Source organism: Chloracidobacterium sp. (assembly GCA_025057975.1).
Lineage (GTDB): Bacteria > Acidobacteriota > Blastocatellia > Chloracidobacteriales > Chloracidobacteriaceae > Chloracidobacterium.
The window spans coordinates 230,714-255,830 of sequence record JANWUV010000003.1 but is presented as its reverse complement, the minus strand read 5'-3'; the positions used below and the strand labels follow the sequence as shown (position 1 = coordinate 255,830).

19 protein-coding genes are annotated in these 25,117 nt (G+C 61.7%); 4 read left to right on the top strand and 15 right to left on the bottom strand.

Annotated features, from left to right (window positions below; translation table 11 throughout):
* Positions 1 to 14 precede the first annotated feature (14 nt).
* The 9 genes from ispF to nuoH form a co-directional block, all read right to left on the bottom strand.
* On the bottom strand, positions 15 to 545 hold the full coding sequence (gene ispF / locus NZ585_04135) for a 2-C-methyl-D-erythritol 2,4-cyclodiphosphate synthase (protein MCS7079225.1): 531 nt from the start codon (positions 543 to 545) through the stop codon (positions 15 to 17).
* Positions 546 to 558: 13 nt separating this feature from the next.
* Positions 559 to 1,155 carry a thymidine kinase gene (locus NZ585_04130; GenBank protein ID MCS7079224.1) on the bottom strand — a complete coding sequence of 199 codons (597 nt, stop codon included), beginning with the start codon at positions 1,153 to 1,155 and terminating at the stop codon, positions 559 to 561.
* 18 nt (positions 1,156 to 1,173) lie between these two features.
* Positions 1,174 to 1,521 carry a hypothetical protein gene (locus NZ585_04125; protein MCS7079223.1) on the bottom strand — a complete coding sequence of 116 codons (348 nt, stop codon included), beginning with the start codon at positions 1,519 to 1,521 and terminating at the stop codon, positions 1,174 to 1,176.
* A gap of 47 nt (positions 1,522 to 1,568) precedes the next feature.
* Positions 1,569 to 2,621: an aspartate-semialdehyde dehydrogenase gene (asd, locus tag NZ585_04120; protein MCS7079222.1), complete on the bottom strand. Its 1,053-nt coding sequence runs from the start codon at positions 2,619 to 2,621 to the stop codon at positions 1,569 to 1,571.
* Complete coding sequence (locus NZ585_04115) at positions 2,618 to 3,388, bottom strand: WecB/TagA/CpsF family glycosyltransferase (GenBank protein MCS7079221.1); 771 nt, start codon at positions 3,386 to 3,388, stop codon at positions 2,618 to 2,620. Before NZ585_04115 ends, asd begins: the two co-directional genes overlap by 4 nt.
* On the bottom strand, positions 3,385 to 3,942 hold the full coding sequence (gene rfbC / locus NZ585_04110; GenBank protein ID MCS7079220.1) for a dTDP-4-dehydrorhamnose 3,5-epimerase: 558 nt from the start codon (positions 3,940 to 3,942) through the stop codon (positions 3,385 to 3,387). Before rfbC ends, NZ585_04115 begins: the two co-directional genes overlap by 4 nt.
* Entirely contained in the window at positions 3,939 to 4,673 is a 735-nt protein-coding gene (locus tag NZ585_04105; protein ID MCS7079219.1) for a sugar phosphate nucleotidyltransferase, read from the bottom strand. Before NZ585_04105 ends, rfbC begins: the two co-directional genes overlap by 4 nt.
* A 100-nt stretch (positions 4,674 to 4,773) precedes the next feature.
* Complete coding sequence (locus NZ585_04100; GenBank protein MCS7079218.1) at positions 4,774 to 6,198, bottom strand: ATP-binding protein; 1,425 nt, start codon at positions 6,196 to 6,198, stop codon at positions 4,774 to 4,776.
* A gap of 65 nt (positions 6,199 to 6,263) precedes the next feature.
* Positions 6,264 to 7,286 (bottom strand): NADH-quinone oxidoreductase subunit NuoH, encoded by a 1,023-nt coding sequence (nuoH, locus tag NZ585_04095; protein ID MCS7079217.1) that lies wholly within the window; start codon positions 7,284 to 7,286, stop codon positions 6,264 to 6,266.
* A gap of 169 nt (positions 7,287 to 7,455) precedes the next feature.
* Here nuoH and NZ585_04090 point away from each other — a divergent pair, with 169 nt between their 5' ends.
* From NZ585_04090 to NZ585_04075, 4 genes are all read left to right on the top strand, one after another.
* A complete protein-coding gene (locus NZ585_04090) occupies positions 7,456 to 7,911 on the top strand; it encodes a hypothetical protein (protein MCS7079216.1) in 456 nt (151 codons plus the stop codon).
* Positions 7,880 to 8,533 (top strand): ribonuclease HII, encoded by a 654-nt coding sequence (locus tag NZ585_04085; protein ID MCS7079215.1) that lies wholly within the window; start codon positions 7,880 to 7,882, stop codon positions 8,531 to 8,533. The genes NZ585_04090 and NZ585_04085 overlap by 32 nt, the downstream gene beginning before the upstream one ends.
* A 145-nt stretch (positions 8,534 to 8,678) precedes the next feature.
* Entirely contained in the window at positions 8,679 to 11,681 is a 3,003-nt protein-coding gene (locus NZ585_04080) for a tetratricopeptide repeat protein (GenBank protein MCS7079214.1), read from the top strand.
* Positions 11,682 to 11,771: 90 nt separating this feature from the next.
* Positions 11,772 to 12,038, top strand: coding sequence for a hypothetical protein (locus NZ585_04075; GenBank protein ID MCS7079213.1), 267 nt, complete (start codon positions 11,772 to 11,774; stop codon positions 12,036 to 12,038).
* Between the two features lie 168 nt (positions 12,039 to 12,206).
* Here NZ585_04075 and NZ585_04070 read toward each other — a convergent pair whose 3' ends face one another.
* The 6 genes from NZ585_04070 to NZ585_04045 form a co-directional block, all read right to left on the bottom strand.
* Complete coding sequence (locus NZ585_04070; protein MCS7079212.1) at positions 12,207 to 14,450, bottom strand: hypothetical protein; 2,244 nt, start codon at positions 14,448 to 14,450, stop codon at positions 12,207 to 12,209.
* A gap of 24 nt (positions 14,451 to 14,474) precedes the next feature.
* The gene (locus tag NZ585_04065) at positions 14,475 to 19,394 is read right to left on the bottom strand and encodes a tetratricopeptide repeat protein (GenBank protein MCS7079211.1); all 4,920 of its coding nucleotides are present in this window, start codon (positions 19,392 to 19,394) and stop codon (positions 14,475 to 14,477) included.
* 213 nt (positions 19,395 to 19,607) lie between these two features.
* Positions 19,608 to 21,158 (bottom strand): family 1 glycosylhydrolase, encoded by a 1,551-nt coding sequence (locus tag NZ585_04060; protein ID MCS7079210.1) that lies wholly within the window; start codon positions 21,156 to 21,158, stop codon positions 19,608 to 19,610.
* Positions 21,159 to 21,217: 59 nt separating this feature from the next.
* Positions 21,218 to 22,390, bottom strand: coding sequence for an ABC transporter substrate-binding protein (locus NZ585_04055; protein ID MCS7079209.1), 1,173 nt, complete (start codon positions 22,388 to 22,390; stop codon positions 21,218 to 21,220).
* Positions 22,391 to 22,701: 311 nt separating this feature from the next.
* Complete coding sequence (gene rph, locus NZ585_04050) at positions 22,702 to 23,424, bottom strand: ribonuclease PH (protein MCS7079208.1); 723 nt, start codon at positions 23,422 to 23,424, stop codon at positions 22,702 to 22,704.
* A gap of 117 nt (positions 23,425 to 23,541) precedes the next feature.
* Complete coding sequence (locus tag NZ585_04045) at positions 23,542 to 25,083, bottom strand: hypothetical protein (protein ID MCS7079207.1); 1,542 nt, start codon at positions 25,081 to 25,083, stop codon at positions 23,542 to 23,544.
* Between the last annotated feature and the right edge of the window lie 34 nt (positions 25,084 to 25,117).

Here is a 25,117-nt window from a genome sequence, read left to right as displayed (position 1 = left end):
CGATGTTCCCTGAGTTAGGCTTCCCGATTGATTGTCGAGTCAGTCCTACGGAGCGGTGCCGACCGACGCAGCAACGCGACGGCGTGTACGGCGATGGCCTCGCCGCGCCCGATGGCGTCGAGTCCCTCGTTGGTTTTGGCTTTGACGCTCACGGCGTCGAGCGCGACGTTGAGCGTTTCAGCCAGTCGTTCCCGCATCGCCTGGATGTATGGCGCAAGCTTTGGGCGCTCGGCAAGGATGGAGGCATCCACGTTGACGATTTCAAAGCTCTGCGCAGCGACCAGCGCAACCGTGTGGCGCAGCAACGCCAGACTGTCGGCGGCGGCCCAGCGTGTGTCGGTGTCGGGAAAGTGCGTCCCAATATCACCTAGCGCCAACGCGCCCAACAGGGCGTCGGTGACGGCATGCGCCAGCGCGTCGGCGTCGGAGTGTCCCAGTAGGCCGCGCTCGTACGGAATCGTTACGCCGCCCAGAATCAGCGGACGCCCCTCGACCAAGCGGTGAATATCGTACCCGGCACCCACTCGAAACACGACGGCATCCATATGGCGTGACCACCTATCGGCCCGCTGGGGGGACAGGGTAAGGCACAAAACAGCGGCGGCAGCGCGCTTCGTACAACCCTTCTGCGCCGACCACCACCCGTCGGTCGTCCGCCGTCAGCCGTTGGGAGAAATTCGCCGGATGCCCACAGACGACGCAAATCGCCTGCGGCTTGGTGACGTACTCGGCGATAGCCATCAAATGCGGGATTGGCTCAAACGGCTCTCCACGGTAATCGAGATCAAGCGCCGCCACCACGACGCGCCGGCCGCCATCCGCCAGTCGGCGACAGACCTGCACCAAGCCAGGGCCAAGAAACTGGCCTTCGTCAATGCCGACCACCTGCGTGGCGGGCGACAACCGATCAAGGATGTCCTCCGCCTGCTCGATGACCTGCGTTTCGATACGTAACCGGCTGTGCGACACGATGAAGTCGGCCTCGTAGCGATCATCCAAGCGCGGCTTGAAGGCTTGCACCGCCTGCCGTGCAATCAACGCGCGCCGCAGGCGCGTAATGAGCGCCTCGGTTTTGCCGGAAAACATACCGCCTGCAATGACTTCAATCCATCCGCGCGGACGAGCGGCTGGGTCAGCAAAAGCGACTTCCTGCAAACTGTGATCTCCTGACGGCTACCGGCGAACCGGCGGCGTTGGGGGTTTCGGCTGGGGTGAGAAGATCGCCACAATCACAACCGTCGCTACCGACAACAGCAACACCGCCACAAACCACACGACATATTTTCCGATAAACTGGCGAAAGCGCATCCGCCAGCGACGCGGCACACGCGGCAATGTTTGGGGCGGCTCCGGCGGCGCTTCAAACTCAAACACCGGCGCTTCTGCAGCCAATGGGATGCGCGAGCGCACTTGGTTGTCGCGCGCTACGGCGTCGGGAAACACAAGTTGTCGCTTGGCGGCAACGCCGGCCGGCAGGTCGGCGTCCGGCTCGTGCGACTTGGCGGTGGGTCGGTCGGGCATAAGCACCTGCAACGCCGTATGGACTGAGCGGCTAGGGTTTTGAGAGTTTAGGCGAGTCGTCCGGTTGCGGCCAAGAACTCCGCGTTGAGCAGCGTTGCTCCGGCCGCGCCGCGCACCGTATTGTGCCCCAGAATCGTCAGCTTGACATCCAGCAGCGGGTCCTTCCGTACCCGTCCGACAATGCTCGCCATGCCGCGCTCCAAGTCGCGGTCAAGACGCGGTTGCGGGCGATCCGGTTCATAACGCACCACAATCGGGCGCGCGGGCGCGCTCGGCAACGATTGCACTTCCGCCGGGCCGCGAAAAGCCTCCAGCGCGGCGCACACATCCGCAATCGCCGCCGTCTGTTTGAGCTTGATTGAGGCGGCGCAGAGATGGCCGTCCGTCACAGCGACGCGGTGGCAATGGGCGCTTACCCGCAGCGGTGCCGGCTCGATGGTGTCTCCGGCAAGGCGGCCGAGGATTTTACGCGGCTCGGTTTCGACCTTGGCTTCCTCACCGGCAATGTAGGGGATGACGTTGTCCACAATGTCAAGCGAGGCGACGCCCGGATACCCCGCCCCGGAAATCGCCTGCATCGTGGACACCACGACCGCCTCAACGCCAAAGGCACGGTTGAGCGCTGCCAGCGGCAGCGCCAGCGCCAAGGTCGTACAGTTGGGATTGGTGACAAGGAAGCCCTGCGTCCAGTCGCGTCGGCGTTGCTGTACCGGAATGAGCTGGGCGTGGTCGGCGTTGATTTCGGGAACCAGCAGCGGTACGTCATCCGCCATCCGATGAGCGCTGGAGTTGCTGATGACGGGATAGCCGGCCGCCGCAAAGGCGGCTTCCGTTTCGCCGGCCATGTCGCCCGGCAAACTTGAGAACACCACATCGCAGTCAAGCGGCGGCCGGCAGGGAGCAAGCGTCAGCTCGGCGACCGTCGCCGGAAGTGGCGTCGGCAGCTTCCAAGCCACAGCGTCGCCGTAACGTTTCCCTTCCGAACGATCCGAAGCCGCTACGGCCGTCACTGTAAACCAGGGATGGTTCTCCAAAAGTTGAATGAATCGCTGTCCGACCGTCCCGGTCGCGCCAAGAATCCCGACACGCCAACGTTTCATGCCGTCATCCTTTCACCAGCTCGCCGCCATTCGCGGGCGAGGAACAATAGGAAAGCGACATTGCCGATCAAGTAACGCCGCCATAAACGGCGCGGCTCCTGTAAAAATCGAAACAACCATTCCAGCCCGCAAGCTTGCATCCAGCGGGGCGCGCGGCGGCGTCGCCCGGCCAGAATATCGAAATAGCCGCCAACGCCTAACGCGAATCGAACGCCGGTTTGCGGGCCGTACTGCGCCAGCCACAACTCCTGCCGGGGCGATCCCATCGCTGCAAACAACACATCGGCGCGCGTCTGATGAACCGCCGCCGCCACGGCCGGGGCTTCTTCATCCGTAAAGTAACCATCGCGTACGCCGGCCACCGCCAGTTTCGGGAAGCGCCGCTGAAGGCGGTTGCGCGCTTGGATGACAACCTCGGCCGTCGCGCCCAGCAGGTAGACCCGATGCCCGCGCCGTTCACACTGAGCGAGAACGGCTTCCATCACGTCCGGCGCAGCTACCCGCGCCACAAGTCGTCCTCCCAAACGAGACAGCCAACGGGTCGCCCACACCACCGACATCCCGTCGGCCGTCACCAAATCCGCCGTCGCCAGCGCCGCCCGAAACCGGGCGTTACGTTCGGCGTCCAGCAGGATCGCTGCATTGACGACGGCCATGCGGTGGAAATGCGGCGCTTCGAGCCAGGCCGTAATGCGCGCCATGACCTCATCCAAGGTGACATTGGCGACGGGAACGCCGGCCAAGATTGGCGACGGCCGCGCCGTCATGCGTCGTCAGCTGCTTGCAACTGCTCCAGCAGCGCGCGCAGCGTCGGCAGTCGCCGATCCTTCTCGGACAACAGCGGCGACCGAACGGGCCAGTCAACGCCGATCTCCGGGTCGTTCCAGACGACGCCGATTTCATCCGTCGGGTCATAGAGCGCCGTGCACTTGTAGAGGACTTCCGCAACATCGCTCAGGACGCAAAAACCATGCACAAAGCCCGGCGGAACATACAGTTGGCGGAAATTCTCCGCCGACAGCACAACACCCAGCCAGCGCCCGAAGGTCGGCGAATGCAGCCGAATATCCACGACGACATCAAAAATCTCTCCGGCGATGACGCGCACCAGCTTACCCTGTGGACGGCGACGCTGGGCATGCAGACCACGCAGCGTCCCGCGTACGGAGCAGGAGTGATTGTCCTGCACAAACGTCACATCCAGTCCGGCGGCGGCGAACTTCGCTTGGTGGTAGCTTTCAAGGAAAAAACCCCGGTTGTCCCGGAACACCTTGGGTTCGATGAGGACGACGCCCGGCAGTTCGGTAGCAATGAAGTTCATCGTTCGCGCGCAGCCGCCCGCATGGCAGCGACAAGGTTGGAGGCAGTATGCAGACTCTCAAATGTGCCGGCGTCCGTCCACCAGCCGTCGAGAATTTCCCACGTCAGCTCGCCGCGTGCGATGTAGGCGTTATTAACATCCGTGATTTCAAGTTCGCCGCGTTGGCTGGGCGTCAGGGTGCGGATGATATCGAACACCGTCGCGTCATACATGTAAATCCCAGTGACGGCGTAGGGCGAAGCGGGCCGCGCCGGCTTTTCGTCAATGCGCACCACGCGCGAACCGTCCAGCGTTGGAACGCCGAACCGCTGGGGGTCAGGAACCTCTTTGAGCAAAATCTTCGCGCCGCGTCCCTGCTCTCGAAAACGGGCGACGGGGCCGGCGATGCTTTTTTCGATGATGTTGTCACCGAGGATGACCACGATCGGGCCGCCGTCGGCGAAGTCTTCAGCCAGCGCAAGGGCGTCGGCAATCCCCCCTTCACCCTGCTGGTAGGTATAGCTGAGGCGTTTGAGCCCATGCTCCTTGCCGTTGCCGAGCAGTTGCAAAAAGTCGCCGGCTTTGTTGCCGCCGGTGACAAGCAACACATCGTCCACACCAGCCTCAACTAAGGTTTGGAGTGGATAGTAAATCATCGGCCGGTCATAGACCGGCAACAAGTGTTTGTTCGTAACCTTGGTAAGCGGATACAGCCGCGTACCGAGTCCGCCGGCAAGGACGACGCCTTTCATCGTGTGCCCATACTCCTACGAAATGCTTGATACAAAACGTTCGCCGCCGCAGTCCAGCTGGAAAGCGTGCATCATGCCTGGAAACCTGCGGCAAGCAAACCTAAGCCTGTGACGGCCGGTGATATGGAAAGTGTAACGTAAACGTTGCTCCGCGACCGGGCGTACTCTCTACGTCAATCGTGCCGCCGTGATCGGTCACAATCTGCCGGGTGACGGCCAACCCCAAACCGATACCAGTGTCTTTGGTTGAAAAGTACGGGTCGAAAATGTGCGCAAGGGCATCCGGCGCAATACCGACGCCGGTATCGCTGATTCGTACGGCCTGTCCGGTCGGCGTTTCGGTGATATGAACGCGCAGTACGCCGCCGTTCGGCATAGCTTCTATCGCGTTGATGACGAGGTTAGAGAAACAAGATTTGAGCGCGTCCGCGTCGGCTTCGATGGGGCGACCCTGTGCTGCATCTTCACACATCAGCGTGACGCCCTGGGCTTCGGCTTTGGGACGAACGACATCGAGCACCGCGTTGACCAACGCCCCAAGGTTGACCGGACGCAGGGCAAGCGACGCGGGACGACCAACCCGGAGGACGTTTGTTACGAGGGTGTTGAGGCGCGCAATTTCATCTTTGACGGCCGCCGTCAACCGCTCAAAAGCGGCGCGTTCGTCCGCTTCAAGGGGCGCATAGCGGGCGCAAATGTGATCCATCGTGAGATTGATGAAGTTGAGTGGGTTGCGGATTTCATGGGCGATGCCGGAAGCCAGCCGACCGACAACGGCGGCCCGTTCCAGTTCACGCATCTCGCGCAAACGCGCCGCCATAGCGTTGAAGCGCAGCGCCAGTTGGCCGATCTCGTCGCGCCGTTTGACGGCAAGCTGCACCGTGAGATCGCCCTCTTCAATGCGTCGCGCCGCCGTGACGAGTTCGCCGATGGGTTGGGTGAAGCGCCAGACCAGCGCGACGGCCACAGTCAGCGCCGCCAGCAGTGCGACGCCCGTCGCCCATAATCGCTGACGCGAGGTGGCGGCGATGGTGTCGGCCAGCGTCTGCGCCGACAGGGTGACAACCACATAGTTGCGCTCCGATGTACCATCCTTGCCCAAGGTTTGGAAGGGGATGAAAATCGTGCGCGCCATACTGTTTTCCTCCGCCGCCGACGCTAATGGATCGCCTTCCGTGACGAGGGCGGCGTCGGTCGGCGGCGTGATATAGCGACCGCGTTCAGCGCGCGCCGTGCTATCTGTCACCAAGCCGTTGGCGTCCACAATGGCGATGCGTCGGATGCGCTGAAGTTGCTGCGGCGTCAGCCGGCGTGACCGAATGAAGTCGTCAAGGTAGTCGCTCGTACTGATGCTTTGCAGGCCAAGTTCCAACGCGGTGGTCAGTTGCGCCGTCTGCGCCTCGACCTGCGCCAGAATTTGGCGCTCGGCGCGGCGGTTGAGTTCATACAGAACAACCACCATCCCGACCAGCACGACGGCCAGCAGTCCGGCCAAGCGAAAGCGAAAATTCAGGTAGCGGGGCATCCACAAGCTTTTGGTGGGACGAGCGCAAACCTGCCCGCGAAAGCGCGAGCGAAAACGCCCGCCGGTCAGAACCACAGCGCCAGCGTCGCCGAAAGGACGACGTTGGCGAGCGCCAAGGGCAGCAGAAATTTCCAGCCGAAGTCCATCAACTGATCGTAGCGGAGACGCGGTGAGGAAGCCCGCAGCCACACATAGAGGAACAGAAAGAACGCCACCTTCAAGACGAAGTACACCGGGCCGAGCCATGGCCACCGAGCAACGCCCGGCCCCTGCCAACCGCCAAGAAACAACGTCGTCGCCATCGCCGCCGCCGTAACCATGTTGGCGTATTCCGCGATGAAAAACATGGCAAACTTCATCGAGCTGTATTCTGTGTGAAAACCGGCTACCAGCTCGCTCTCGGCCTCCGGCAAATCAAACGGCGCACGGTTCGTCTCGGCGATCATACTGATGAGAAAGACGAAGAACCCAATCGGCTGAAACCAGAACACATGCCAGCCGAATCCCCAAGCGCCGCCCTGCCGTTCGACGATGGTCACCAAATCAAGCGAACCAGCCTGAATCAGAACACCGATGATGGAAAGCGACATCGCCAACTCGTAGCTTACGAGTTGCGCCGAAGACCGCAGCCCACCGAGCAAGCTGTATTTGTTGTTCGAGGCGTAGCCGGCCATCACGATGCCATAGACACCCATGCCGGTCATAGCCAAGACGGCTAGGACGCCAACATTGACGCTCGTAACATACAGGGCAATAGGGCGGTCGAGAAATGGAAGGGTTACTTCGCCGCCAACTGGAATCAGCACAAAGATCATTAATGCCGGCACGAACGACAGCGCCGGCGCCATCACATACAGAAACTTATCTGCATCCAGCGGGATGAGGTCTTCCTTGAAGACAAACTTCAGCCCATCGGCGATGGGCTGAAACAGCCCAAACGGGCCGACTCGGTTTGGGCCATAGCGCATTTGAATAAAGGCCAGTAAGCGACGTTCAATCAGAGAAAGATACGCCACCGTAGTCATCAGGATGATGAAACCGACGGCGATTTTTACGCTCCATTCCAGCAGCAGTTCAAAGGACGGCATGCCGTTTACCTACACAAGTGCGGGGTCCAACCACGTGCGGAATCCAACGCCGCATGAAGTGCCATCGTACAGTGGTCTACCCTACCACCGCCCTCCAGCGACACAAAAGACTTCCTCGTCGCTGGCGTTTTCGGCACACTGGGGGCAAACAGCCTAGGAGTGCAGTCGAATGCCGGACGCCAATTTCTGCCCAGCCTGTGGCGAGCAGCTTCCACCACCGCCTGCAACGTGGCGGACGCGCAGCGCGGCTCTGATCTTCGGCCGCCGGTGTCAGGCTTGTGGTTGGCGACTGCCGGGTTTGCGGTGGAAAACCTTTGGCGGCGGGTTGGCGCTTGGGCTGGCGTTGGGGGTCGGCAACACAGTGTGGTATGACACGCAACCGCCGCCGCTTCCTGCGCTGACCACTGCTGCGACGCTCAAGACACCGGCCGCCGCATCGCCTACGGCAACAATCTCACGGGAGCGCCATCGTTGTGGCGCGAAAACGAAAAAAGGGACGCCCTGCCAACGGTGGGTCAGCGGGGTAACCGGCTACTGTTGGCAACATCGTCAAACTGGTGGGCCGGCGGAAGAAAGACCAGGACGCCTCCAACATGGCGACTCGCCGTTTACGTCCAACAACTGAGTTTGAAACGCCGCTCTGGGTGCAGGGGGCAACGTACGTCGCCGGTTTGGACGAAGCCGGGCGCGGCGCTTGGGCAGGGCCGGTGACGGCGGCGGCGGTTATCCTCAACCCGGCAGCGCTGCCCGCCGGCCTGGACGACTCCAAGCGACTGACGCCGGCGCAACGCAACCGGCTGTACATCGAGATTGAAGCGACGGCGTACGGCGTCGGCGTCGGCGTCGTAAACGCCGATGTTATTGACCAGATTAACATCGTCGAAGCCACGCGGCGGGCAATGGCGCAGGCCGTCGCCGCCTTGCCCCAGCGGCCGGACTTTTTACTGCTAGACGCCCTTCATCTGCCGGCCGTCGCCATCCCGCAGCGCGCCCTAGTCCATGGCGACGCGCGTTCAATCTCGATTGCTGCGGCTTCCATCATTGCTAAGGTCTATCGTGACCGGCTGATGGACGCACTGGACGCCGAATATCCAGCGTACGGATTCGCACGTCACAAGGGGTATGGGACGGCCTACCATCAACGGGCGCTTGAACGCTATGGCCCGTGTCCAGCGCATCGCCTAACCTTTCGGGGCGTCGCCCCAGCACCATTGCTCAAGCCTTTGAAAGTCAAACTAAACTACTGATTTCAAACGACTTTTAGGCGTCTAGCGATATTGGTCGAAGTTTGACACCTCAGTCCCCTTGTGGTAGGTTTTCTACCTTTATCACAGTCAGGGTCTCCGTCGTCGCACAATCTTCGGCGGCGTTTACCGCGACGGGAGCAGCGCCATGTCCTATACGAAAGCCAACGATTTACGTAAAGCCGAGAAACTTGTTCAGCAAGGCAAAATCAAGCCGGCGATCAAGGAATATGAAAACTTGGTCATGTCGAATCCGGGCGACACCAACTTGCTCAACATTCTCGGCGACTTGTACGTACGGGATGGACGCACCGACGACGCCATTGTGACATTTGTCAAGCTGGCGGAGGCCACGCTCCGCGACGGTCATACGCCGCGCGCCATCGCGGTGTACAAAAAAATCTACAAGCTTGCGCCAGGCAACACCGATGTGGCGCTCAAGCTGGCGGAACTCTATATCCGCCAGAACCTGATGGTTGAAGCGCGCAAGCAATACCTTGAAATTGCTGACTACTACACCAAAAACGGTCGCAGTCGGCAGGCGCTGGAGCTTTTGCAGCGCGTCGCCGATTTAGACCCAGAAAACGTCCCGGCCCGGTTGCGTTTAGCCGAAAACTACCAACGGGAAGGGATGAAGGAGCAAGCGATTGAAGCCTACATTGCGGCCGGGGCGCAACTGATTCGCAAGTCGAGCCTGGCTGAAGCGCAGCAGGTTTTTCAACGGGTGTTGGAGTTGAATCCGGCCAGCACGCCGGCGCTAAACTCGCTGGCGACCATCTACATCAAGCAGGGCGAGCCGCAGCGGGCAGTGGCGCTGTTGAGCAACGTCGCGCAGCAGCGTCCTGATGACACGGATATCCTGATTCTTAGCGGTCGCATTTACCTTCAGGCCGACCTTCTCAACGAAGCGGAAACGGCGTTGCTCAAGTTGCTGGAAGTAGACAAAACCCGCTTCGAGTACGTCTTGACGCTGGCGCAAAAGTTCATTGATCAGGGCCTTTACGACCGTGGAACAGACCTCATTGAGAAGTGCATCGAGCCCATGATTACGCGACGCCAAGAAACACGTGGCGTCGAACTGCTCCAAAAAGTCATCGAAGCAAATCCCTACCATCTCAAGGCGCACCAGTGTTTGGTGACGATTTACAGGCGTCTGGGTGAGGGCAACGAGTTGCCGGGAGCGTTGAAACAACTGGCCGTAGTAGCGCTGCACCACGAGGAGCGCGGCATCGCCGAAAAAGCGCTTCGGGAGCTGGTCGAATTGGAGCCGAACGAGCCGGCGCATCTGGAAATGATGCGCGCCTACGGCTTTACCAGTCCCGTCAGTCCCACAATTGCGGAGCGGGATCGGGTGGTCCCAGGTCCCGTTTACACCGGTGGCGTCGGGCAGCGGGTTGAGTTTACGCCCGAGATTCTTGCCGGACAGCCTCCGTTTTCCCCGCCACCGGATTCGGGCGTCGGGTTTGGTTATACGTCCGGATCGGGTTTTGCTCCCTTGTCGCCGTCTGCTCCCGAAACAGCGGTTTTTGGCACCCCCAGCTTTGCCCCGGCTGGCGGCGACTCTGTCGCCAGTGGTTTTGGCGCTCCCGCCCCATTCGGATTTGAGACCGGCATTGGTGGTTTCAATAACCTACAAACTGGCGGCTTTACGGATTTTACGTCACCGTCGTCGGTCAGCTATCCACCGCCCAGCTTAGGCAGCGAAGCACTCCCGCCTGAGGTCGCCCGGCTCAAAGCCGATGCCGAGCGCTTCGCCAACTTGGGTATGCCTGATAAGGCGATTGAGCTTCTTCAGGAAGCTGTCAACCACGTCCCTGGTAGCATTGAACTCCGTCTCCTGCTCAAGCAGATTTGCACCGACGTTGGGCGAGATGATGAGGCTGGACGGCAGGCGGCGGCATTGGCGACGCTATATGCCCAGCGCGGTGACCATGCCCAAAGTCAGCGCTTCCAAGCGGAGGCACGACAATTGGCGGCTTCCCACCAGGGCGGCGGTTTTGAGCTGGCAGGCTCCGTCAGTACGCCGAGCATGCCAAGCGTACCGCCTGCGCAGGTCAGCGACGAAGTGGAAATAGACATCAGCGGCTCGGTACAAACGCCGACGCCGACGCCGTCCAGTCCGGCGGTTGGCGCTTTTGATTTTGGTTACACCAGCGGCGAAGGCTTCACGTTACATACGGAGGCGATTTACGTCGGCCCGCCTCATTTCCCAACCACGCCGCCGGAAAGCGTGCCCACGTTTGACGCCCAGCAACCCGTTTTTGAGATCAGCCCGGCGCCGTCCAGCGACACACTCCAAGCGGTGGCGGAAGCCAAGCTCCAAGAGCAGTTGGAGGGGATAAAATTCTACATAGAGCAAGGCTTCTTCGACGTGGCACGCGATAATCTGGCTCGCCTAAGCCTTGAGTTTCCAAATCATCCGGAGGTGCTGGCGCTGCTGGCCAAGGTGCAGTCGCCGCCGAGTGCGCCGGAGCCGGACCTGACCAGCCTGGCGCTTCCGACCGACGCGGCGGCGGAAGTCCCCGTTTCCAAGCCAGAATCCATTGGGTCGCTCATGAACGGCTTGGTGAGTGAGCTTGAGAAGGCGCTCGAAGAGCTTGAGATGGGGAACTTTGACGCTCCGGCCGTCACCAACCTGGCGGCCAAGCCTGAGCCGGCGCCGGCGTCGTCAGGCTCGATCTTGCTTGGCGAATCAGGTTTGCAGGATGTTTTTGACGAATTCAAGCAGAGTGTTGAGGCTGATGCTGAAGCGACGCCCGATTTTGAAACGCACTACAATCTAGGTCTGGCCTACAAGGATATGGACCTCTTCGACGAAGCGATCGAAGAGTTCCAGACGGCTTTTCGCGGTACAGACCCACACTCGTCCGACCCGCACTACTTCCAAGTATGCAACATGCTGGGGTTGTGCTTTATGGCGAAGAACGAACCCCAACTAGCGACGGTGTGGTTCAAGCGCGGCGTCGAAGCGCCGGGACGAACGGAGGATGAGTATCAAGCGATGCGGTACGACCTTGGGATGGCGTACGAACAAATGGGGCGTTATGACTTGGCGCTTGAGGTCTTCGAGACAGTGTACGCCGTGGACGTCAACTACCGCGAAGTGGCGGAAAAAGTCGCCGAGCTACGCCAGCGTGTGAAGCGTCAGTAGCGCTTGAGAGCCGTCGCGGTACAAGTGGGTTTTTCTGCTTTGAGTGTCGAGACAAGTCTTACCGGCGTATGCTGTCTCCAGCACGTGGCTATGTCCGCCAAACTTACGGCGATTCTCTTTATCGCGCTTTGTTTTGAAGTCGGTTTGCTGCTTACCGTTATTCCGTGGACGAGCTACTGGGAAAACAATTTTTTCCTGTTCTGGCTCACGGCGCGCTTTCCCAGTCTTCAACTCACAACATTTGTCCAGAGTGGCTACGTTCGTGGGACTGTTACGGGGCTTGGGATAGTCAATCTGGCGCTTGGCTTGCTCGAAATCACTGCTCTTAGCCGGACGCAACCCCAGACGGTGCAATGACTCGCTGACGCAAGCGCGAGAGAAGACCTGCTCACAGTCGGCCACCATTTCGCAGGCTGCTACGGGTGTTGGGTGATTTAGCGCGTACGGTTGGTGGACAGCGCCGACCACTGCACGGCGCTGTCGTTTCGCCGACAGTGCGATGCTCCGACTAACCGACAATACGCCCTAGTTCGCCAGCGTACGCCTGAGCTGGAGCGTATGACCGTTTGTGACATCGGCTTCCGTCGCTGTGGCCGACCATACTCCTTCCGGCGTAACCACGCGGTAAGGCGTCACGGCGGCTAGTGTCGTCAACGGCGAGATGTGTTGGGCGTACGGCACACGTCGTTCAAACCGTCCTTGCGCGTCCGCCGTTGTTTCGTCCACATAATCAAACTCACGCCGAAAATACGTGCGAATGCGGGTTGAAATCTGAACCCGCGCGCCCGGCGTCGTCCACCCAGCGATGACTGCGCCCGCCACCCGTTCAAAAACCTTGGCTGCCGCATGCGGCTGCGTAAAGAGCGGATAGTCGGCGTCCAAATCGCCTTCGTATACCAGCCGTATTTGCGTCAACGCCGCATCACCCTGTGGAACTCCCTCTCCGGCGACGAGGCGCGCGTAGAGCGAGGCTTTCATCCGCTCGTTCCAATCCGCCCAGGGGCTGAATGTTCTAGTCTTCGGATCCCACGCCGCGTTGCACGCAACCGCCTTGGGCGACAACGGCGTAACCAAAATGTAGCGGACACGCCGGGCTTCCATCAGAGGCAGCGACGCCGTCGGAGGTAGGGCGAACATCGCCGCCCCATCACGAATCCCTTGCCGCAGCGCCTCCGTATGACCGAGAGGAGAAGCGACGGTCGGGCGTCCGGCGACGCCGATGACCCAGTGGCCCGGCGTCCAATCACACAGAACGGCGTAATCCTCCGGTTGATCGCCCCGGCGGCTGGTCGCCGGCGTATGCGTCGCCAACCACCGCAGCGTCGGTTCGGCGTCCACAAACGCCCCTGTCGGCGACACAATGTAAGTCGGTGCGCTCAAAGTGAAGATGACCGTCGGCGTCAGTGCGCCGGCGGTGAGTCCCATTGGCAGCGCCTTCTGTAACTTGGCCGGCCAACCGACCAACCCGGCAAGTTGCGTCGCCAGTTCGCGCAGCGCCAGCCCCGTCACAACGGCGAACAGCGGCGCAAACAAGCCGCTGAACTTAAGCTGCAACAAAGCCAGTCCGGCGGTCGGAACCGACAGGAGCAACAGTGTCCAGTCCGGCGCTTCGCCACGCCGAGCGCGCAGCCAGACCAGCCCCCAGGCTCCCGGCAGCAGCCACAAAAACGCCGTGTAGTTGTTAGTGATGTCACGAAAGGACTGGCTCAACAGCGGTTGGCTTTCAAAAATTGTCGCCAGCCACGGGTCGGCGGCGCCGATGTGCGCCACGCCGTACCGGATGAATCGCCACGCGGCGTCCAAGTTCAGACGCGGCGCAACGGCGACGCCCAGCGCAAGCCAGATGGCGCCCCACGCCAAGGCGTGTCGTTGCGCGCCGACACGCCGCACGTAGACGCCCAGCGTTGCGCCAGCCGCTGCAAACGCCGCCGCCCAAGCAGTGGTGAGCGCCGGATTAATACCGTGCGGTTCAGCGAAGTTGGTCGCCGCAAATGGCGCCAACGTCACCGCCAAGCCGAACCAGGCCCATAGAGCGAGATGCAAGTGGGCGCTCAAGACGTCTGGCTGCCGCCAATGCATAATGCACCATCCAGCCGTCGTTAGCGCGTGGAAAACTACCAGCAACGGCAGCACCGTTGCGCACAGCAAACCAACGCTCATCGTCAAGCCGGCGACCACGCCGTGCCACGGCGAAGGACGCTCCCGCACCACCGCCCACAGATAAAACGCGACGCAGAGCGATTCAAAAACGTGATGGTCAACATAGCCAACGGCGCACATCACCCATACCGCTGGCATCCACGCTGCAACCAGGCCGGCTGTAATCCCTGCCCACACACCGGCAAGCCGCGCTGCAACCAAGTGGGTGAGGCAGGGCGTCGCTGCACCGATGAGCGGCGTCAGAAAGCAGGCGACGGCGGTTGTCCAACCGTCGTCCGGCAAACCTGTCCCTTGGGTCAGCGTGTATAGCGCCCGCGCCGTCGCGGCGTAGAGCCAGTCAAAACCGAACGGCCAGTTGATGTTTGCTCCATCGGGGAAATTCACATAGCGGTCGAAATCCGGGACGCGCAGCCCCTCGGCGACCGCCGCATGAATCCGGCGGAGGTGATAAAACGAATCCGTCGAGATGGGAAAGACGCCGAAGTTGGTGACAACGCCGCCCAGATTGGAAAGCCGGATTACAAAGGCGAGTAGGTACAAAATGGCAACCGTCACCACGGGGCGACTGAGCAGCCGCATAGGACGCCGGGTCGGAAGCGAAGCGGTCATGAGGCGCGTCTTGCACAGCGCCGGTCAGGCCAGAAAATCATCGGTAATCCGTCGCCACTCCTCGGTGACGGCGCTAATGTCGCTCCGTTCGCGAGCGAGCCGTTTCTGGTCGTGGGGATTGGCCTCTCCAAGTAGGCGATCTAGAGCCCGAAGCGTCAAGTCGGCGGCGACGAGCGCCTCGGCGCGGTCGCCGCGCGCCCAGTGGCAGCGCGCAATGACCCACTGTGCACGCCATTCGATATCCGTATCACCCAGTTTGCGCGCCGCCGCCGCCGCCGCTGAGCTATGCTCAAGGGCTAGAGCTAGCTCTTTACGGATCAGGTGGACTTCACCCAGCGTCTGAAGCATTTCCGCCCGTACCTGAGCGTCGCCGGTCTTTTGATTGTGGAGCTTGGCCTCCTCCAGCAAGTTCATAGCTTCGCGGAGATTGCCGGTGCGAGTGTACATTTGCGCCGCGTTGACCAGCGCCATCTCTAACACCCGCTGATTTTTGCTTTCACGCGCGCTTCGCATTGCCAACCGGTAGTAAGCGAGAGCATCGGCGTAACGCCCTTCCTGCCGGAAAGTGTCGCCAATGTTGTTGAGCATTGCACCTTCACTCGCCCGGTCATTCACCTCACGCATAATCTGAACGGCCCGCTGGTAGCAATCGCGCGCACGCGCGACTTGGCCCTGACTGTGGAAGGCCGAAGCCATCAGCATCAAGACTTTGCGCTCGATGTCGCGGTCACCGGCCGCGCGCGCCGTCTGAAGCATCTCACGCCAAGTGGACTCCAACGACACGACGCTGTGCAGGACGTTCTGAAGCGAGCCGGGTTGTGTCGGCCGCGTCACAGGCTGAGGGACTTGCGGCGGACGGCTTCGCTCTTCGTCGGGCAGGATAGCTTCCGAGAGGCGTCCACCGGTGAACAGTTCCCCCATGCCCAGGTTTTCGGCGAACGCAGCGACATCATTGAGCAGTTCTTCCAACGAGAACTCACTAATGTCACCAGTCTGCTCCGCCTGTTGCCCATAGTCCGCGTGCAGCGCATCAATGTCGCTTGGCATTTCAGCAGCCGGCGGCGACTCAGAGTGAAGCACCTTGGTTTCCTTCAACGCAGGCGGCGGAATGTCTTTCGCTTCACCCGTTGGACCCAGCGGCGGGGACTCTGACTTCACCGGCCTCGCTGCAGAATCATCTCTGAGGTTTCCAGCGGTCGCCGAATCGCTGACGGACGCGACAACCGTCGGCTTGGCGTTGGCCGCCGAGGCGGCAAGGGCGCGGTCAAGCCGCACCTTGAGCTCAAAAACCGGACGTTTGTCTTCAAGAAACGCTGCCGCCGCTGTGTCACCCGGCAGGTCCGCTTGAAGCTCCGTAATTACAGCGAGCGCCTCTTCCAACACCGTTTGGGCTTGGGCGAGGTTCTGCCGCTGAACAAGGCACTCCGCAAGACCGTAAGCCGCCGCCCAGCGGACTTGTGGCGACTCCACCTCACGCGCCAACTCGCGCGCCCGCGCATAACACGGCTCAGCCGCCGCAAAATCGCCTTCCGCCCGGTGGGTATCCCCCAGTTCGGTCAACACTTCAGCTTCAATGAGCGGCACCTCCGCCGTTTCAGCCAGCAGCAGAGCCGCCTGCAACGTGCTTAGGGCCGATTTTGCGTCGCTGCGTCGTCGCCGAATTCGACCGACATTGAGTTGATAACGCGCTTCGGCGGCGCTGTTGCCAATGTCGCGGGCAATGTCCACCGCCTGCTGGACATACTCCATCGCCTCGGTGTAGTTGCCCCGCCGCATGAAAACTTCACCGAGACCGTTGAGCGCCACTGATTCACCGTAGCGATGCCCCAGCGCATAGGCGATGCGCAGCGCGCCCGCATAGCATTCCTGCGCTTCATCCAAGTGCGCCAGACGCAGATGGACTTCGCCGAGCAGCGCCAGCGCCCGCCGCTCCTCAAAGACATTGCCCAAGTTGCGCGCCATCGCCAGCGCTTGGCGGGCGTCCGACAGGGCTTCAGCGTACTTCCCACGCCGCACGTTGACCATGGCGTTACCAAGGCGAGCTGCCGCTTGCCCACTGCGATCGCCAGCCCGCTCGGCAATGTAGAGCGCCTCATCCACCGCTTGGAGCGCCGCCGTCAGACGACCACGCTCGACATGCGCCGTGGCCGCCGCCAACAGCGCCAAGCACGATCCCGCTGCGTCTTCGCGCGCACGCAGCAGCGGCAGTGCAGCCGTCGCCAGTTCAAGCGCGCCTTCGGCGTCGCCGGTGAGATTGCACAGCCGCGCCATCCCAACTTGGGTCCGTCCCAGCCAAGTCAAGTTATGTTCCCGGCACAGCGCCAGCGCCCGTTCCAACGCCTGACGGGCCTCGTCAGGCTGGGCGCATTCGATCAGCAGCGTGCCATAGGTCAGACGATAACGCGCCTCGTCGTCTGGACTGAGCGGTGGTGCAGCGTCCTCTCCCTGAAGACGATTAAGCGCCTGCGCCACCCAAGCGAAAAACTTACCGGCGTCTGCAAAGGCGTAGGTACTCCACCGGGCATAGCCAGCTTCGAGCGCGTATTCGATCGCTTTCCGCCACTCTTCCGCGCGAAAGTAGTGATACGCCAAATCGCCCGCTGTGAAGTCTTGCCGACTTGTCCCGGCTGCTGAAGCGCGCGGCGACGCCAACTGCTGCTCCAGTCGTTCGGCGATCCGCGCATGGAGACGTTTTCGCCGCCGGCGCGTAATCCGCCGGTAGAGCACGCGGTGTACCATCGGGTTGACGAAGCTGTAGCGGTCCTCCCGCCAGCCGGCCATCTCACGGATGAAACCCAGCTTGAGGGCGTTCTCGATTTTGCCTAGCAACCCTTCTTCCGTCGCCTCAGTCAAAAACTGCAGCAGGTCAAAGGTAAACTCTTCACCAATGACGGCGGCGTGGGCCAGCACATCGGCGGTGTCGTCTTCCAGCCGCGCCAGCAATGGCTTGACCAGCGCAACGATGGTATCCGGTAGGTCAAACTCGTCCACTTCCTGACAGACCCAACCGGTTGCCTCGCCGTGGGCGATCTGCCCGTTGGCAATCATGAGGTTGACGACTTCGCAGACGTAGTAGGGGTTTCCCTTAGTTTCTTCAGCCAACATCAGCGCCACGCTAACCGGCAGCTGAACCTGAGCGCCAAGCAATCCCTCCACCATGAGCCGGATTTCGCTGTTGGAAAGCGGCGGCAGTTTGATCTGGTCATAGCCGCCCGTGTCATCCAGCGACTGCAACCAACTGCGGAGCGGTGGCGCGCTGTCAAGCAGACTGGCAAACGGACGGCTGGCCACAATGGCCAACAGCCGGTCATTACGGGTGTGGCGCAGCAAGTGACTGATGAAGTCTAACAGGAGCGGATCGGCGTTGTGGGCGTCGTCGAGAAACAGCACCGCGCCACGCTCACGCGCCAGCAAGCGGCATAAGTACGTGAGATCGGTGAAAAAGCCATTCCGGTCGGCCGCCAGACGCGCCGCCAACTTGGTCGAATAGGATTCGTCGCACAGGTTGGCGAAGAAGGAGCCATCCAGAAACTGCTCGTCGGCCGGCGATAGGGATCGCACAGCGCGCAGTTCTGGGTTGAAGTAGGCCATCGCCGCCGTCCGCAGATCGGACAATGGAAACTGTCCCGGAACGGCGCGCGCTGGATCGGGGCAGCGCATCCGCAACAGCAGGGGCTGGCTTTCGCCGACATCTTCAAGGCGAATTAGAAACTGCTCAATCAACCGCGTCTTGCCGATGCCAGCTTCTCCAAAAATGACGACCGGCCGCCCACGGCGCGTTGTCACTGACTGCCACGCGGCGATGAGGACGCCCAGTTCCGGCGTGCGTCCGACAAACTCCCCGCCGCTCATGTTGGTCGGCAGGCGCACGGAATCGGGGACAGGCGTACTGACCACGGCCGCTGGCGCGTCGCTTGGTACCACGCGGGTAAACGGCCCCTGCGCCGCTGGCCCCGGATCGGGCAGCGCCACCAAACCCTGCGGCGTTGGAATGACGGCGCTGCTTGGCGCCAGTTGACGCTGGATGGCGCGAAAAGCTTCAGCCAGCTCTTCAGCCGTCTGGTAGCGGTTCGCCGGCGATTTTTCCAACGCCCGCATCACCACCGCTTCCAGCGCCGGTGGAATATCGGGTCGCAGTTCGCGCAGCGGCTTGGGTTTTTGCTTGACTTGCGCGATAACCGTCGCCAGCGGTGTTGGCTCGTCGAAGGGCAGTTTGCCGGTCAGCATCTCGTACGCGATGACGCCGATGCTGTAGATATCCGATCGGCCGTCAATCCGGTGCGCTTGGCACTGTTCTGGCGACATGTACTGTGGCGTACCGATAATCCCCGTCCCAGTGAGGTTCATCAGGTTGGGGTTGTTCATCGCCAACTTGGCGATGCCGAAGTCAAGCACCTTAACGGTTTCGCCGGTGCGCAGCTTTTCCAGCATGATGTTGGCGGGCTTCAAATCACGGTGAATGATGCCCTCGACGTGCGCAGCGTGTACCGCGTCGCACACCGGCGCCAGCACCGACACCACGCGCAACGGCGACAGAGTTTTCGCCTGCTGGAGTTCCTGTCCGAGGCTGTGGCCCTCGAGAAACTCCATCACGATGTACGCCTCGCCGATGGCGCTCATGCCGTAGTCGTAAATCGTGATGGCGTTCGGATGCTTGAGCCGCCCCGACAACAACGCTTCGCGCCGGAAGCGTTCAAGCGCCGCCGGGTTGGAGACCAAATCGGCGTTGAGAATCTTGAGCGCCACCCGCCGCTGCATAGTCGTGTGGATGGCCTCATAGACTGCGCCCATCCCACCACGCCCGACGAGGCGAACAATCTGGTACTTGCCGTCCACGACGCGCGCCACCCCAGAGGACTTATCGGAAGCCAGCGGCGCGCCGTCCTGGGGACAGACGTTATATTCATCAGGATATGTCGCACCACACTTCGGACAGGATTTCATGGGCGTGGTTTGATCGGCGCGGCCCTTACAGCCTTCGCCGGCCGGCGTTGCCGGACAGGCCTAAAAAACGAAACCGTCATACTTCGCGCCGCTCCGTTCGGAGCACCGGCGGCCGGCGCACGTCTAGAAGCTAATCCTGAGAAAACGCAGAGTATAAGGTCAAGCCCCGGCTGGCGGCAAACAGAAGCTAGCGGCGTCTCCCTGCTGCTGACCTCACCCCAGAGCGGCTCCGTTAGTCGCGATGACCTGCGCATACCATTCGGCCGACATTTTGGGCGTCCGCACCTGTGTGTCGTAGTCCACGTATACCAATCCAAACCGCTGCTTGTACCCTTCCGCCCACTCAAAGTTGTCCATCACCGACCAGTGAAAGTAGCCCCGCACTGGTACGCCGTCCTCAATAGCGCGACGTAACTCGCGCAGGTAGCGAGTTGTGAAGTCAATCCGCTGCGGGTCATGCACCCTGCCGTCAAGCGCCACCCAATCGCGCAATGCGAGACCGTTCTCCGTGATGTATATCGGTTGCTTGTAACGTTCGTGGAAAAATTTCGGTCCCCAGCGCAGGGCTTCTGGCGTCACAGGCCAGTCAAAAGCCGTCAGGGGCGTAGCCGGCGTCGGAAGGATGATCTTCGGCCCGCCGCGACCGTCCGACTGAATCTTGAACCCGAAGTAAATGTTGACGCCGCAGAAGTCCACCGGCGTTGAGATGATCCGCATGTCGTCGGCGGCGATCTGCGGCGCATCTTTTTTGTACACCGCGAGACCTTCCGCCGGATACTCACCCAGGAACACCGGATCCATCCACCAAGCGTTGTTGAACGGATTTTTGAGTGGCAGCCCGGCCGAGGCGTTGAACAGAAAGCCGTAGCCTTGGACGCCAAAGTTGAAGGCACGCGCGGCGGCGACATCCTCCGGCTGTTCGGTTGCGGGATAGGCGATGGGCGTTGCAGGGGCGAAACCAATTTGAGCGTTTTTGACGGCGGCGCGCACCGCCTGTACGCCCTTGCCGTGGGCGAGTAGGGCATGGTGACCGGCCTGCAGAACGTCTTTGAGTGGAAGCGTCAGTCCCGGCGCATGCCGTCCGGCTTGGTAGCCGAGTGTGATAAACACCTGTGGTTCATTAAGCGTCATCCAGTACTTGATGCGGTCGCCGAGTTTGCGCGCCGCGACCGTGGCGTATTCGGCGAACCAGTCGGCACAGTCGCGCTGCGTCCAGCCGCCGCGCTGGTGGAGCGCCAGCGGCAGGTCCCAGTGGTAGAGCGTACAAAATGGGGTAATTCCGGCGGCAAGCAACTCGTCCGTCAGCCGGTCATAAAAATCAAGTCCCTTGGTGTTGACCGCCCCAACGCCCTCCGGCAAAACACGCGCCCAGGCGATGCTGAAGCGGTAGGCTTTCAGCCCCAATGTTTTCATCAGCGCCACGTCTTCCCGGTAGCGCCGGTAATGGTCACAGGCGACTTCGCCTGTATGTCCGCGCCAGATGGCGTTAGGCTTGCGTACAAACATATCCCAGATGGACGGACCCTTGCCGTCGGCGGCAATAGCCCCTTCGATCTGGTAGGCGGCGGTCGCCGCGCCCCAGTAGAAGCCTTCTGGAAAGGGTTTGCCGGTCGGCGGCTTGGGTGGCTTAGACGGCGACTGAGCGCGCCGGCGTTTGGGTGTGTCGGACGACTGGGACGTGGTTTGAGCGACAGCCGCGCCCGCCGCCAGCGTCGCCGTGGCGGTGGTGAGGAAGGCGCGGCGTGAAAAGTCACGTGGCTCCATTTGACTCTGAGCGTCCTTGGTTCAGCTCACGGAATAAAATCATTCGGCGGCGAAGCGCGTCAGGACGGCGCAATGGTTGTCCGGTAGTGATACGCGCCGTCCCGCAGTTCGAGAATGACCGCTGGTTTGACGGCGTTGCGGTTGGCGTCCAAAGTAATCGTTCCGGTAACGCCGGGAAAGTCGCGGGTAGCGGCGAGCGCGTCGCGGATGCGTGCGCCGTCGGTGCTGTTGGCGCGTTCGATGGCGTCGTAGAGGACGCGCGCCCCGTCGTAGGCCAGCGCCGCCAGTGCGTCGGGCGTGTCGCCGTACCGGCGCCGGTAGGCGGCGATGAACGCCTGAACGCGCGGATCGGGGTTGTCCACCGAATAGTGATTCGTGATGAAGCAACCGTTGAGCGCCTCTTTGCCGCCGCGCCACAGGTCGGGTGAATCCCACCCGTCGCCGCCGATGAACGGGACGCGCAAGCCCAACTCACGCGCCTGCTTGATGATTTGCCCCACGTCGCCGTAGTAGCCCGGCGCATACACAAAATCCACCCCGGCTTCCCGGATGCTCGTTAGTTGCGCGTTGAAGCTGGCGTCGCCGGCTTGGTAGTTCTTTTCAATCACAATCATTCCGCCCAAGCGTGTGAAACTTTCCCGGAACGATTTGGTTAGCCCAACGCTGTAGTCGTTTTTCACGTCGGTGATGATCGCGGCGCGGGTGAACTTGAGGACAGTCGCGGCGAACTTGGCGGCTGCTTCTCCTTGGAATGGGTCAATGAAGCAGACGCGGAAAATGTAGTCGCCTTTGCGCGTCACTTTTTCATTCGTTGAGGAAGGCGTCAGCATGGGGACGCCTTTCTGCTGGCAGACGGCCGCCGCGACGATGCTGCGCGCCGAGCCGACTTCGCCCAGCACGGCGACGACTTTGTCGCGCGTCACTAGGCGCGTCACAACGGTTTTGGCTTCTTCTGGCTGGCCGCGGTCGTCTTCAAGGATCAGCTCAATACGTGAACCGCGAATGCCGCCGGCGGCGTTGCGCTCTTCTGTCGCCAACCGAATGCCGCCCATTGAGGATGTACCGAACGTCGCCGTATCCCCAGTCATCGGCATGTAAACGCCGATTTTGATAACCGGGGGAAGGCCTTCGCCGCCGGTCGCTTGTCCCTTGCGTTCACAGGCGGCGACCAGCACCGCCAAACTCATCAAGAAAGGCCGCCAAAGCCAACCCCGAATGAAGGACAGTGTCATAGCGAAGGCAAGCTCCTTACAGCCGTGCGGAAAGTGACCGGCCCGATTCCTGCCGGCCAAGCGGTGCAGTTTCGTCCCTGTTCGAGACGGTATCGCATGGGCCGCTGTCCCGAAACGTGACAGCCAGCCGCTCACCGGCAACGCTGTGGAACAACCGAATCTGTTCCTTGAGGGGACGCGTCCAAGGTCGGCAGAGCGAAAACCGTCCAAGAAAAGATTCACAAAAAATAGGTGACCTGACGCCCACAGCCCTAACAACCTAGCCGTAAGCTAAATGTCCGCCCGGCGGAACGCAACTGGTGGTGGGAGCTTTATTCTAGAGGACCCAAAATTTGGCGCTGGCGCGTAATCAGCTCGCGGATGCCTTGCGCGGCGAGATCAACAAGCTGGTTCATTTGCTCGCGTGTAAAGGGACGTTGCTCGGCCGTCCCTTGGACCTCGACGAGCCGGCCGTCGCCCGTTCCGACGACGTTCATATCCACTTCCGCTTTGGCGTCTTCTTGATAGTCGAGGTCGAGCATCGGCGTCCCGTCAATGACGCCGACGCTGACCGCCGCCAAGTAATCGGTAACGGGCATGGCGGAGATGACGCCGGACGCCTGTAGCTTACGTGCTGCGAGCACCAACGCGACGAACGCGCCGGTGATGGCGGCGGTGCGCGTCCCGCCGTCGGCTTGAATGACATCGCAATCGAGGTAAATCGTCCGCTCGCCGAGCTTGGCGAAGTCCACCACGGCGCGCAGGCTGCGTCCAATGAGGCGTTGGATTTCGTGCGTCCGGCCGGAAGGCGTTCCGCGCGTCACTTCGCGTTGGGTGCGCTGGTCGGTTGCGCGGGGGAGCATGGCGTATTCGGCCGTGACCCAACCCGTACCTTTGCCCTTGAGGAAGAGCGGCACTTTGTCTTCGACGCTTGCTGTACAGATTACGCGCGTGTCGCCAAATTCGACTTGTACCGACCCTTCGGCGTACTTGTTGACGTTGGGCGTCAACTGCACCGCCCGCAGTGCGTTGGCTGCTCGCCCGCCGCTTCGCATGTCACCTCGCCAGTGAGTGATTTTGGATGGCGCTTACGTTTGTTTCACAACTACCTTGCCTTGACAAGCCTCTACCCGGCAAGCCTCCGTCGAGGAGCTAGCCTCAAACGCCTGTCCTCATCGGACAACGCAGTAAAGCCGCCACGGGCAGTCGGCGTCAGTCAGACAACGCAACTGCGGAAACTTCACTGCTAGCCGCTCGTGCGCCCAGCGGTCGCCGACCGCCAACACAAAGTCAAAATAGTTGAGGTCAGTTTCCGTCAAATACTCCGGCGACCATTCAAGGCCATCTGTCCACCGGACAACCGCATCGGTTTCATACCGGACAAAACTCTGGGGAAATTTCGCAAACGATAAACTGTAGCCGCCGCCCCGTACGACCTGTGCGTAGGCGGCGGTTTGCATCAGCGGTCGCCCACGAAAGCCGGAGACTTCCTTGACAAAATCCAAGCCGACCACGCGCGGACGCGAAGGCAGCGCCGCCAGCGCCTCATCCAAGCCGGTCAGATAGTCCCGCGTAAACGCGCGCCAGACGCCGGCCGTCCACAGGCAAAAGCCGACGCACAGCAGCGCCGCGCTCACGCGCAGCGGCGCGCCGGAACGCGCAGTGTCAACGTCATCCATCGGCGGCGCATCGGGCGCAGGCGCGCCAAGCAACAGCAAAACGGCGGCGGCGGGCATCCAGCGTTCGGCGAAGGCGATCGTGTACTGATACTGATAAGGCAGCAGCAGCCCCGCCGCCAAACACATCCCGCCCGCCAACAGCAGCACCGGGTCAGCCGCCGACCACATCCGTCGTCGGTGTCTTGCCAAGCCGGCGGCCAGCCAGCCGCCCAGAACAGCCAGCATCACCGGCTCAAGCGGCCCGCGCAAGCCGCCGTAAACCGCTTGCGGCAACCAGCCGGTGAACAGTCGCAGCCCGATGGGCGCCGTCCAGACAGTTTTGTGCGATACGAGCGCGGTGGCGTTGCCAATGCCGGCGTACGTCGCAGCCGCTAATGTCGCTGGCGGCAGCAGCCAGAGGCTTTCACCGAGTAATGTTCGCCAGGGTCGCCGCAGCGCTGCACCCGCCACGCCGAACCAGAGCAGCGCCAGCGCGAACCACAGCGCATGCGCGGCGTAAAGCGCAGCCGCCAGCCCGACCAGCAGCGCCCGCCGCCGGAGCGTCGCGGGCGCGTCGGTCGTCGTCACCTGCACCCACAGCAAGAACAACGGAAAGCCGGTCGTGAAGCTTACGAAGCCCCAGTAGAGCGTGTGGTTGAAAAACAGCGTCGTCGCCAGCGCGGCGGCGGCGGCGGAACGCCCGCGCCGGGTGGCGATCCAGTGCGTCGTCAGCGTCCAGGCCAGCGCCAGCGCCAACAGCATCGCCTGCCCGACCCGTTCCGGCGGCAGCGTCTGCCACAGCCCGCCCATCACCAAGTACGCCAAACTGTAGGGCGTCCACCACTGCACAATGTAAGTGACGCCGTTGGGCTGCGGCGTCCCGCGCAAGGTTTCCAGCCACAACCGTGTTTGCGCTACGTGCTGCGGCAGGTCGGTCACCGGCGGGAAGGGCGTGGTCAGCAGCGGTAGGGTTACGGCCAACGCACAGACGGCGGCGATGACCGGACGACCACCCGGCGGCTGAAGCGTACGCAAGCAAGCATGGGCAAACCTCATGGGCGTGCATATACTTGCGCCCGGCATGCCGACG

What these genes read in the sequence shown, in the direction of transcription:
- ispF (MCS7079225.1), bottom strand. Translation starts at nt 545, where the DNA reads ATGGATGCCGTCGTGTTTCGAGTGGGTGCCGGGTACGATATTCACCGC.
- NZ585_04125 (MCS7079223.1), bottom strand. Translation starts at nt 1,521, where the DNA reads ATGCCCGACCGACCCACCGCCAAGTCGCACGAGCCGGACGCCGACCTG.
- asd (MCS7079222.1), bottom strand. Translation starts at nt 2,621, where the DNA reads ATGAAACGTTGGCGTGTCGGGATTCTTGGCGCGACCGGGACGGTCGGA.
- NZ585_04115 (MCS7079221.1), bottom strand. Translation starts at nt 3,388, where the DNA reads ATGACGGCGCGGCCGTCGCCAATCTTGGCCGGCGTTCCCGTCGCCAAT.
- rfbC (MCS7079220.1), bottom strand. Translation starts at nt 3,942, where the DNA reads ATGAACTTCATTGCTACCGAACTGCCGGGCGTCGTCCTCATCGAACCC.
- NZ585_04105 (MCS7079219.1), bottom strand. Translation starts at nt 4,673, where the DNA reads ATGAAAGGCGTCGTCCTTGCCGGCGGACTCGGTACGCGGCTGTATCCG.
- NZ585_04100 (MCS7079218.1), bottom strand. Translation starts at nt 6,198, where the DNA reads ATGCCCCGCTACCTGAATTTTCGCTTTCGCTTGGCCGGACTGCTGGCC.
- nuoH (MCS7079217.1), bottom strand. Translation starts at nt 7,286, where the DNA reads ATGCCGTCCTTTGAACTGCTGCTGGAATGGAGCGTAAAAATCGCCGTC.
- NZ585_04090 (MCS7079216.1), top strand. Translation starts at nt 7,456, where the DNA reads ATGCCGGACGCCAATTTCTGCCCAGCCTGTGGCGAGCAGCTTCCACCA.
- NZ585_04085 (MCS7079215.1), top strand. Translation starts at nt 7,880, where the DNA reads ATGGCGACTCGCCGTTTACGTCCAACAACTGAGTTTGAAACGCCGCTC.
- NZ585_04080 (MCS7079214.1), top strand. Translation starts at nt 8,679, where the DNA reads ATGTCCTATACGAAAGCCAACGATTTACGTAAAGCCGAGAAACTTGTT.
- NZ585_04075 (MCS7079213.1), top strand. Translation starts at nt 11,772, where the DNA reads ATGTCCGCCAAACTTACGGCGATTCTCTTTATCGCGCTTTGTTTTGAA.
- NZ585_04070 (MCS7079212.1), bottom strand. Translation starts at nt 14,450, where the DNA reads ATGACCGCTTCGCTTCCGACCCGGCGTCCTATGCGGCTGCTCAGTCGC.
- NZ585_04065 (MCS7079211.1), bottom strand. Translation starts at nt 19,394, where the DNA reads ATGAAATCCTGTCCGAAGTGTGGTGCGACATATCCTGATGAATATAAC.
- NZ585_04060 (MCS7079210.1), bottom strand. Translation starts at nt 21,158, where the DNA reads ATGGAGCCACGTGACTTTTCACGCCGCGCCTTCCTCACCACCGCCACG.
- NZ585_04055 (MCS7079209.1), bottom strand. Translation starts at nt 22,390, where the DNA reads ATGACACTGTCCTTCATTCGGGGTTGGCTTTGGCGGCCTTTCTTGATG.
- rph (MCS7079208.1), bottom strand. Translation starts at nt 23,424, where the DNA reads ATGCGAAGCGGCGGGCGAGCAGCCAACGCACTGCGGGCGGTGCAGTTG.
- NZ585_04045 (MCS7079207.1), bottom strand. Translation starts at nt 25,083, where the DNA reads ATGAGGTTTGCCCATGCTTGCTTGCGTACGCTTCAGCCGCCGGGTGGT.